The 10,872-nt window shown below is 45.2% G+C and carries 4 protein-coding genes; 1 reads left to right on the plus strand and 3 read right to left on the minus strand.

Annotated elements, in window-relative coordinates; all coding sequences use genetic code 11:
* Window positions 1-9: 9 nt before the first annotated feature.
* Window positions 10-3,867 carry an exodeoxyribonuclease V subunit beta gene (gene recB / locus ACXAER_RS02185; protein ID WP_474826170.1) on the minus strand — a complete coding sequence of 1,286 codons (3,858 nt, stop codon included), beginning with the start codon at window positions 3,865-3,867 and terminating at the stop codon, window positions 10-12.
* Window positions 3,864-7,490, minus strand: coding sequence for an exodeoxyribonuclease V subunit gamma (gene recC, locus ACXAER_RS02190; protein ID WP_474826172.1), 3,627 nt, complete (start codon window positions 7,488-7,490; stop codon window positions 3,864-3,866). Before recC ends, recB begins: the two co-directional genes overlap by 4 nt.
* Window positions 7,491-8,134: 644 nt before the next feature.
* Here recC and ACXAER_RS02195 point away from each other — a divergent pair.
* The gene (locus tag ACXAER_RS02195) at window positions 8,135-8,788 is read left to right on the plus strand and encodes a dUTP diphosphatase (protein ID WP_179983719.1); all 654 of its coding nucleotides are present in this window, start codon (window positions 8,135-8,137) and stop codon (window positions 8,786-8,788) included.
* A gap of 217 nt (window positions 8,789-9,005) precedes the next feature.
* On the opposite strand, the gene ACXAER_RS02200 is transcribed toward ACXAER_RS02195, so the two are convergent.
* Window positions 9,006-10,685 carry an AMP-binding protein gene (locus tag ACXAER_RS02200; RefSeq protein WP_474826174.1) on the minus strand — a complete coding sequence of 560 codons (1,680 nt, stop codon included), beginning with the start codon at window positions 10,683-10,685 and terminating at the stop codon, window positions 9,006-9,008.
* Window positions 10,686-10,872: the final 187 nt, after the last annotated feature.

Genomic DNA, 10,872 nt, shown 5'->3' on the forward strand with positions numbered 1-10,872 from the left:
TTGATGAGCCTATTCGTCATCGAAACTAAATTGCTGCTGTTCTGCGGGCTGTTGAGTAGTGCCTGCACTTTTCAAATTGTCGCTTTGCTGACTATTGGCACCGCTTTCAAATATCGAATCTATTTGCGTGAGCAAAGACGAAGGAATATCGGTATAAAACACCCCTTCACCCCGATCATTCTCTGGGTGCATTCCACGAAGGTATAGGTAATACACACCGCCGAAATGAACATCAGGGTCGTAATCAGGCAGGGTATTTTTTAAATAGCGATGTAACGCCAAGCAGTAAATTAAGTATTGAAGATCGTAAAGGTGGTGCTGATTATTGTGAAACAGCGCAACGGGTAAGTAGCTATCTAAGGTATCTCCCAGCCAGGTTGATTTGTAATCCGCCACAAAAAACTGACCATCATGTTCAAAAATCAAGTCGATGAAACCGTGCATCATTCCCTGCAATTTCGACGTGATTAGTTGAGGCGCGGCCTCGGCCTTACCACCAATGGAGTCAGCTACCAAATGGCGGTGGCGAGCAAGAACATCACGAAGCTGAGCCCATTGCGTATCGTTCATGGGAAAGTAGAACTCTGCTTCGCGCAGGGTTTGCGCTAACGGTAAGTCACTCATGCTCAGTTGCATTTTAGGATACAAAGGCGTCTGTAACGTTTCTTCCAGCCACTCGTAAAGTAGTAGCGTACGCTTTTCATCTAGGCCAAAACGCTTAACAAGCTCTTTGCCAGTTTCTTCCCATTCGGGTGCACTAAAATCACTGTTCTCAAGAATATCGTGAAGCAAGTTACCTGCGCTTGCACCTTTTTCCAACGTAAAACGCAAGTCACTTTTACTGATTGTAGTTATAGTGCTTAAAGAAGGATCTGCATTACTTGAGCCCAACAGCTCTTCTCCCCCTACAAGTGAATCCGTCGCGTACACCTCTTCGTCACGAATGGTTTGAAGTACGGGCACACTTGGAAGTACTTGACCTGAAGCTTCTACTAGTGTTGTGTTTACGCTCGTACTCACCGTAGTTAAACGGCTCAGCGCTGAAAATGAATACAGCCGCCATTCTTCACTCGCTGTGCCGGTAAATTGCAACGCGCTAAGCTGTGGCAGCTCGTCTTCTTGCTCAAAGCCTGAATACACTTCTTCGAACTCGTCGCCGTCGATGTGGCTTGCATGAGACGCATCTTCTGCGGCGACCCTGCTTAATACACTTGGCCAATCGTTGTTGCCGCTATCCCCACTTACGCCTAAGGCTCGTGCCAGTGCGCTTTTTTCATTGTTGGCAAGAGGTACAACCCCCATATAACAGCGGTGCGCTGCACGGGTTACTGCCACATAGGCCAAGCGCATATCTTCCGCTTCGCTTTCACGTTGAACCCGAGCTATAGCTTGTGGCGTTTGTCCCAGCTGCATCTGCAAGTCTTGCTTCTCTTCGTCATAATAGGTAAAGATTTGTGATGTCGCCTTTCCATTTTTTGACGCGTCTTTATAGCCCGTGGCATAGGGTACAAAAACTATTGGATACTCAAGGCCTTTTGAGCCATGCTGAGTTATAAGACGGATAAGCTGACTATCACTCTCAAGACGTAGCGTTAGCTCTTCGTCGCTTTCTGGCTTGTGGATTTGCTTATTCAACCAATCGAGTAGTTGCTCAGGGCGCTGATGTGTAGTGCTGGCTTTTTCCAGTACTTCCGCTAAATGCTGATAGTTAGTTAACGCCCGTTCCACACTGTCGGCATGGGGCTGATAGCTGTCTTGCATTAAGTGCAGCAGTACGCTCATACAGCCTTTTTGAAGCCACATCTCGCGCAGGGACAGTACTTTATCAATAGCAGCATCCCACTGGGCATCATCTTCGTGATAAAGCAGTTCGATAAGGGTATTTGCGCTATAGCCCCAAAGCGGAGACGCTAAACTAGACGCTACTTTACTGGTGTCATTTGCATGCCAAATGCCATTAAGCAGCCTAAGCACGTCTTTCGCCTCAGCACTGGCAAATAGATTACTGCGATCGCTTAAATAAACACAGGCCAGCCCTTTTTGCTGTAATACATTTTTGATGGCGCCTGCTTCGGTTCTGTCTTTGACCAGAATGGCGATATCTTGAGGTTTTACTGGCGTAGTTTGACCGTCCGCCGCTTTAAAATGCGCTTCATTCAACAAGCGATAAATTTCTTGCGCAATCCACTGCGCCATTTTACGCCGCATAATGTTAGTGTTTTCTTTCTCCTCTAAACACATGCTCACGTAATTCATTGCACTGCGTTTCGGTACACTATGCTCTTCAGCAGGGTCTACCAAGGGCGTCTTAGCCGCAGCTGCTTTAGGGGTAAATTCAACAGGGTTGTAGTTAATGCCAAAGCCAAATACATCAGTGGGCGCGCCTGATGCCACCGGCGCACCGTAGAATAGTCGATTGTAGGCCCTCACCATACCTTCCACTGAACGCCAGTTGGTGTTCATCACCCAGCGGTAATCCGCCTGCCTACCTGCTTTTAAATAGGTAAAAATGTCGCCTCCCCGAAAGCGATAAATAGCCTGTTTCGGGTCGCCTATCATTAGCAGCGCACTTTCATCAGCTTCAGCTAAATTAGGATATACCGAATCTAGAATAGCGTATTGCTTAGCATCGGTGTCCTGAAACTCATCGATTAGCGCGACGGGAAACTTCTTGCGAAGCTCTGGCACAAGGGTATTGTTTGGTTTTATAACCTCATCAGCTAACATGCGAATAAGGTCATCAAAGTCGATAACACCCAGCTGCTTTTTCTGCTTTTCAACTCGCTCTTTAATAAAGGCAATAGCTTCGATAACCAACTTGAAAACAGGTACTTTACCGAGTGCTTTATCTTTCTCGACAAAGGCTTTTTTAAGCGCGCCAGCAAATTCCTTAATTGGCGTTAAAATTTCCTTTACGCCTGAAGAATTCCGAGCATATCGATTCCCCTTAACAAAAGCCTCTGCTTCTGGCGGTGCGGGGTAATACTGCTGCTCACTTGCGCAAGAACTTAACCACGCTTTAAGCGCAGCCAATTCTTGGGGCCTTTCTTTTTTATGCGCCGGCGTTTTAATAAGTTGCTCAACGATTAACCCTTCATTTTCTTCCACGCTTTGCAGTAAAGATTTCACATAGGCCAAAGACGTGTTTGGCGCGTCATTCAGCTGCTTCTTAAAAGCCGCTTCAATGTCATCCTCAGTCAGCATTAATGGGGTCAGAGTACTTTTAATACTTACGTTGAATTCACGCAGCAAGTTTTCAGGTGTGTGCCAGCCAGACTCTGCCAACAGCCTGAAATCGTCCTCGCTTTTACTTATTTTTCGAATGAAATCTTCGGCAGCTTGAAGATATAAGTCACTAGTATCGCTACCTAAGTTGAGCGACATAGCAAAGCCACTGTTGAACGCCAGCTGAGTAATAACGTGCTGACAAAAACCGTGGATAGTGAACACCGACGCCTCATCGAGCTCCAGCTGCGCTGCTTTTAATAGGGCTAAACTCTCGTCTGGATCGCAGCTGTTAAACAAGCTCTGATAAACCGGGTCGCAGCTAGCGTCTATCTCGTTGCCGTTGTCTTTGGCTTGCTGCCAAATAAGCAATGCCTCTCTTAGCGTGGCTGCAATCCGCCCCTTAATCTCTTCGGTAGCGGCTTTGGTGAAGGTCATCACCAATATTTCTTTAACGCTAAGCTTTTTTTCTAACAGCAAGCGTAGGTACAAACGCGTAATGTTAAAGGTTTTACCTGTCCCTGCGCTTGCTTCGATCAGGTGTCGCCCTTTTAGCGGCATAGCCACCACGTCAAGTAATTGCGCCTCGGCATGGGGTCGCTCGTTATTGTGACTTTCAGAGGATACAGAATTCTGACTCATAACTTCTCCTCCTGAGACGCATTATTGACCATGGAAAAAAGTACGAAGGCACACAAGTGCGGGACATCGTTCCAGCTTACACCTTGCGGGAATAGCCAGTTGAGGTAAGGATTGCTTGCCATATCCGCACTGTACTGCCCGTTACTTTGTTGCCAATCGGTTAGCGCACGCTGTAGTTCAATGGTGTCAAAAAGTGCGGCAGATTGACCAAGGATCTGTTTCGCTTTTTCGTTCCTGTCATTTACTATTTCGCTAGTAGTGTCGCTATCTTTCTCAGCAAACGGGCAGACTTCGTCAATTACCTGTTGAATTTGCTCAAGAATGGCTTTGTCTGTTTCACTTGTAATATCGGTACTACACAGCAGTGCATGCAGGATATCGTCAAACATATCCGGTTTTATGCTTTCAACTACGGGCTTAGTCTCTGAGTTTCTTGTGCCGGGCATAAAGGTGCCAAACAAGCTTAAATGCACTGGCGTTGGCGCCGTATAAACAGCCATGTAAAGCTGTTCTATAAACAAGAGTAACCGCACCGCAGTTTCTCGGCCATAAGAAGGGAAACGCTGCTTTTTCAATACCGTTTCGCCCTTTTCCCATGAACACGAATAGATATCCAATGGATAGTTGCTGTATTTTGTTGCTTCATCGCTGCATGAAAATATCAATTGAGAGATAAAAAAGCTCAGCGCGCGGTGGGAATCTATTTTACCGGCACAAAGCTCAACTAACGCGTCACTACCAACGAGGGCAGATGTGGTAAAGGTGATGTATTTACCCTGGAACTGCGCCTTTAAAGGTTCAGCATCGTGAGGCCCCATAGCCTGACTTAATGCTAACGCCCCCCCTTTCCACATTTCAACTTCATCTCTGGCGACGGGGTTATTAGGAATGTCGCCCCTAAGTGACGCAAAAGTGATCACCTGTTCACCGTATGACATTGAGTCGTGCTCTTGTGACAACTTTCGTTCAGGCGATGAGAAGATGGCATCAAGCACCTGATAGCGCAGTAATGCATTGGTTTCAAATGGTTCGCTGTTTTCCAGCAGCGTAAATGACTGTGATAAATTTACACCTAGCCTTTGTATAGAAAAGTGCTCAAGAGGGTCTTTAAAGGCCCTTGCAATTTGGCTATTTGATAGTCGAAGTACCTGTGTTGAAAGCGTATTGGATGACTCTTCAGGCATCGCTAAATGATTAGAGTCTTTGTTATCAACACTTGTCTTATCAGACTGTGACTTTGTATGCAGTAGTGCATCGGCCAGTCTAAGCCAACCGGTTTCGTAGCTTGGCAGTTGTCCAGTAAAACCCTCTTCACTAAAGGGGTGAAGCGGCGCATGTACTCGGTATCTAGACAAGGCCAGTGCATAGCTATTTTCCAGCATGTCCATAAACTCAGCCAGTACCAGACTAGGCTGGCGCTCACTGTTATTGGTAACATCGTTGCCTTGGTAACTTAAGTACAGACTTTCCCGCGTTGAAATAATGGCTTCAAGGAATAAATATCTGTCTTCTAAACGCCTTGAACGATCACCAACCCTACGGTTCGAACCTGCCATTAAGTCTAGGCCTAACGGGCTTGATTTTCTTGGGAACTCACTGTCGTTTAGGCCAAGAATACACACTTTTTTAAACGGTATACTTCGCATTGGCAACATTGAACATACAGTGACCTGACCGGTCATGAAGTGGTTACCTGCGTCTGGTGATGAGAATCGATTCAGTATAAGGTCGCGGACTTGGCGCAAGGATAATTCATGCTGGTAATCTGCTTCTTCGCATCGTGCTGCAAGATCGGCTGCAACGTTAGCAATAAGATCCCAGCTTTGCTGCTGTACTTTTATAGGCATAAAGCACGTATCGCGAAGGTCGATTAACGCTTTAGACCACTGCTCTGGTGTTCTTGGAGCGGTTAACTCTTGTGCGAATTCCCCAAGCATTGCCACTATATCAACAAGTTTACCCAGGGTTAGCGCACTTTGCCCTTCAACGTCGGGGATGGTAAGTAGGTCACTCACAACCACTTCGGCGTCTTGCGCCAACATGCCCATTAGCAGCCTACGAATGCCCCACCACCAGCTGTACGTTTCATCTAGTTTAACGCCCTCTGATACGGCGGTTTTGTGTGCGCTATTAAGCCCCCAATGGATATGGGCTTGTTTTAGCCACACCACCATTTGCTCTATGTCGTCTTGGGACACTGAAAAACGTTTTTGTACCGAGTCCAGCTGCAAGTAATCCATAATATCCGATACGCCAAAGCGGCTATCAGGTAGCTGCAAAAGCGCCATAAATGCCGCGATAAGCGGCTCTGCGTCCATAGGGCTTCTATCTGCAATGGTACAGGGGAGTCTAACTTGCCCAGTGCCAGCTAAGGTTTTAGTACCCACCCTGTGAAATACGGCATCAACAAAGGGCGCATAGTTTTCAATCGCCGGGCACATCACAAGAATATCTGACGGGGTACGCGTTTTATCTTGGGATAACCAATGTAGCAGATGGTCGTGCAACACTTGCACCTCGCGAAGCGCGGAATGGGTGCACATGATGGTAACGCTATCATCATTTTGTTTTAGTTCGCTAGTGAATGGCGCAGGTTGAGCGGCTTGTAAAATATCTCTGTGGATATAGTCCAGCAGACCGCGGGTAGGTTCTATCTCACCGTTTCCAACCTCTTCGTCAAATTCTGGCGAATCAAAAGCGCTTATCTCAAACGTGTCTAGTTCGGTAAGAAGATTAAATAGCTCTCGGCCCTGCTTACCTAAGTTGCCAAGTAATGGGTTGGACTGGTCTTCTTCCATCCATTTTTTAAGCCCTTCCAGGCGTAATAGCTTGGCTTGTTCGCTACTACTTTTCGCTTCCCCCCAATAATTTACGCTAGGGTTTAGGTGGAATATATGAATATCAATATGCTGTGCGAGGGCGTCAAAAAATGCTATTAGTTGCGGTGCCATGGTGTTAATGGCAAAAACAATAACGCGCTTGGGTAAATGACTGACGGGATCATTTGGTATGTCACCTGCCTCTAACGCGTCTAACGCTTCTATAGTCATTTGATGCAAACGGGCAGGATGCAACGGCTCCTCTTTGGCAAGAATACGCCAAATTTCGCTTTGCCATAATTCCATATCATCGAATACAGCCCGTTCATTAGCTTCCCATTTAAACAACCAGTCGGGGCGATATAAGAGGTACTGTTCGTACACGTCAGCTAACGCAGTAGCAAGCTGAAGACGCTGCAGGCCCTGCTCTTGCTCACTACCGGCATTTTTCCAATATCTATTTACTTGCTCAAAAGCCTCACTGTTCATCAGTGAGTCATCTTGAAGGATATTGTCAATGCGCCAAGTTAGTACTTCGCGACGATAAGGGGATTGCTTGGGTACTTTATCCTGGCCTAATACAGCGCGTGCCGTATTCCACATAAAGCGTACAGGCAGCGGGTAGTCAATATTCATCGCCACGCCATGTTCAGTGGCTAATTGCATACTAACCCAATGCTGCATACCTGGGCTTTCAACCAGAATGGTTTCTGGCGTAAATACCCCTAAGGGTTGCTGACGTAAAAGCGTGGTAAGAAGAAAACTCAAGTGTTCTAATTTATTAGAGGGATATAACGCAAGCAATCGAAAAATCCTTTGTAAAACGTGCCATTAGGTTCTGTACAAAGACTATGCACGCATCGTCGAACTTATGAATTAAGTGTATCGCATTAGGCCAAGTAGTTAAGTTATTTCTCATTAAAATAGATAGGAAAATGCCTTATGAAGATGAAGATAAAAATAAAGACTAAGACATTGATATAAACAACCGTATCCAATCAACTCGATGACAAGTAATAGGAGAAAGCTAAGCATGGGATGTACAAGAAGAGTAAGGGTATCGTTTTTTAGACAAAAAAAACCCATACAGACCTCAGGACACGAAAAATCTGTATGGGTAAGGTTTACGGGCTACTCAGTAACAACGTGAATAAGCGTTGCCTGGCACTCATTCACGTTAGCGCTACTGGGCAGCACTGTTAACGCTTTAGGTTTTGCAGGTAGAATGCCAACTTTTTAATGCTTATAATTCAGATGCTTAAAGAAATTTTAAAAATATGACTAATCAGCCATGGTTATACTCTGGTGCAAGTGCACCACAAGCAAGCACTTAGTAAAGAAGATGCTTCACTGTTATTGGCTAAAATTTAGCAGTTTCTCCTTCATCGTCATTCAAGTACAATTTCGCCTTTAAAAAATGCATTATACATTCACGGTCAGGAGCAACAATGTTAACCGCCCAACAACTCGCCACCATGCTTTCTCTTCAAGATAAAATGAACGCCAAGGTAAACCCAGACTGGCTAAATGCAGGGTATGGATACTTACGTGCAGCTATGGTTGAGTCTGTTGAAGCCATTGAACATCACGGCTGGAAATGGTGGAAAGCACAGAAAAAAGACTTGCCTCAGCTTCAAATGGAGCTCGTGGACATTTGGCATTTTGCGCTGAGCGCCTGCATTATTGAATATAAAGGTGATATCAGTGAGTCTGCCAAAAGTATTGCGGCTGAGCTGGCAAGTGGCAACACTCAAGTGACCTTCGATGGTAAAGACTACGACGCATCTAATCAGTCTCTTCTTGATAATTTAGAATTAATGACAGGCCTATGCGCCGCTAAGCGTTTTAGCGTTCCACTATTTATGTTTATCGTTAGCCAATGCGAAATGTCGGCTGACGAGTTGTATCGGCAATATGTTGGCAAAAATGTTCTTAATTTCTTCCGTCAAGATAACGGTTACAAAGAAGGAACATACGTTAAAGTATGGGAAGGCCGCGAAGACAATGAGCACTTAGTTGAAGTCATGGACGCACTTGATTTGACTAAGCCCGAGTTTAGCGATTTGGTGTACGAAGGTTTACGCGCACGCTACCCTTCTTAAACTTCCCTAAGGCCCGATAAAGCTTCATTCTAATAGCGTATTTAGCTTATATTTTGAGGTTGGGTGCGCATAGTAGACAGTGCTGTGTGAAGATTTGAGGGGCGAAACGAATAACCTGTTCAACGCCTAGCTGTTTTCATAAGGCTACTACAAAAAAGCTCTGTCCAAGGACAGAGCTTTTTTAATCTAGTCAGAAAAATATAGCTAAACAGGCGATTTATGCGTCAACCCACACCAGTTTGTCGCTGTAGCTACCTTGGATAATGTCAACGAAGCGGTCTTCCAGCACATGACGCTTAACCTTAAGTGTAGGCGTTAACAAATCGTTCTCGATACTCCATTCGTTTTTCATTACTACCACGCGGTCCATTACCTGGTGGCTTTCTAATTTAGCGTTGATAGCTTCAAAGGTTTTCTTAAGGCTAGCTTCAATGCTGGCTTTATCTTTCTTCTGCGCTTCCTCGCTCAACACCAAAAGCGCCACAGGTTGAGGTAAGTTCGTACCCGTTACACACACCTGTTCAACAACAGGGTTTTCCATAAATTTAGCTTCAATGGGTGCAGGCGTTACGTATTTACCCTTCGCCGTTTTAAAGATGTCCTTCAAACGACCAGTAATTTTTACGTAGCCATCGCTATCTATGACGCCTTTGTCACCTGTACGCAAGTAGCCATCTTCGGTGAAAACTTCAGCGGTTTTATCGGGCTCTAGATAATATTCCAGCATGTTGCATGGCGACTTAACCTGAATTTCGCCTTCCTCTGATGTGCGAATATCAACACCGTCATAAGGCTTACCGATACAACCAATTTTGTCGTGCCTGAAAGGTACACTACCAGTACCGTAGGCACTGTTTTCAGTCATCCCCCACCCTTCAGAAATATAGATACCGATTTTCGCAAACCACTCAATAACAGCTGGCGCCAATGGTGCAGAACCGCTCGCCCATAAGCGCGCATTATTAATGCCCAAGCCATTTCGGATTTTCTTGGCAACGATTTTGTTTAGGAAGGGTATTTTAAGTAGAGTATCTAGTTTTTTCTGTGGCATTTTCGCTAATACGCCCATTTGGAACTTCGTCCATAGACGAGGCACAGAAATAAACAGCGTAGGCTGGCAATGACCTACATCTCGTTGGAAGGTCGCTAAGTCTTCCACAAAATGAATTTTTCCACCGCTATAGTAGCTTGAAAGTTCAACAAGCACGCGCTCTGTAATATGAGCAAGGGGCAAGTAGCTCATAGTGCGATCGTTTTCGTTAATACCTAACTGGTCGAGTGAGCGACGCGCTGCCCAACAAGCCGTATTGTAACTGTGCACCACCCCTTTAGGCTGCCCCGTACTTCCAGACGTGTAGATAATTGTCATCATGTCGTCCATATCAGGCACAGGTAAATCAGAAATTGGCGCTATATCCATGAACTCTTTCCACTGCTGTTTGGTAGCAATGTTTGGATAAGGGAAGGCAACAGTAAGATACTCTGAAGGAATTGAAGCTACCTGTTCGGCAGTATTATCAAGCTTTCCTACAAACAGCAACTGAACATCAGCGTGTTTCAACACATACTGAACCGTATCAGGGCCGGCTGTAGAGAAAATAGGCACCGATACGTGACCTGCCATCATTATGCCTAGGTCGACAATAAACCACTCTGCGCAGTTTTTGGAAAAGATACCAATACGGCTGCCCTGTGGGAAATCTAGTTCACGCAAACGTGCCGCCACCTTTCGGGCTTGCTCCGCAACTTGTTTCCAAGTGTAGTCGTGATATTCACCGTTAATTGGCTGCGTAAGAAATACGTCGTTGCCACGGTTTTTTTCCCAGTGGTACAACATACTTAATGGCGATGTAATTACTTCCGTGGTATTTGCGTTTACTGTCATGTCTAGCGGCATAAGTCACTCATATGTTGTTATAATGTAGCTCATTTTTACAATGATTTCACAGACTTCTAATAAGCCTTATTTTTTATTGAAAAACAAGCTTTTTAAACAAGCGTTTACATTATTTGCGATGAATAACAACAATTTGAGCGCTAAATTTAGTTTTTTTATACATGCGGCTTTTCACTCTTTATGGTTG

This window comes from Alteromonas sp. AWJ4_199 (assembly GCF_056159165.1).

Bases quoted from the DNA above. Each gene is read 5' to 3' on its own strand.
- recB (WP_474826170.1), bottom strand. From the start codon at position 3,867: ATGAGTCAGAATTCTGTATCCTCTGAAAGTCACAATAACGAGCGACCC.
- ACXAER_RS02195 (WP_179983719.1), top strand. From the start codon at position 8,135: ATGTTAACCGCCCAACAACTCGCCACCATGCTTTCTCTTCAAGATAAA.
- ACXAER_RS02200 (WP_474826174.1), bottom strand. From the start codon at position 10,685: ATGCCGCTAGACATGACAGTAAACGCAAATACCACGGAAGTAATTACA.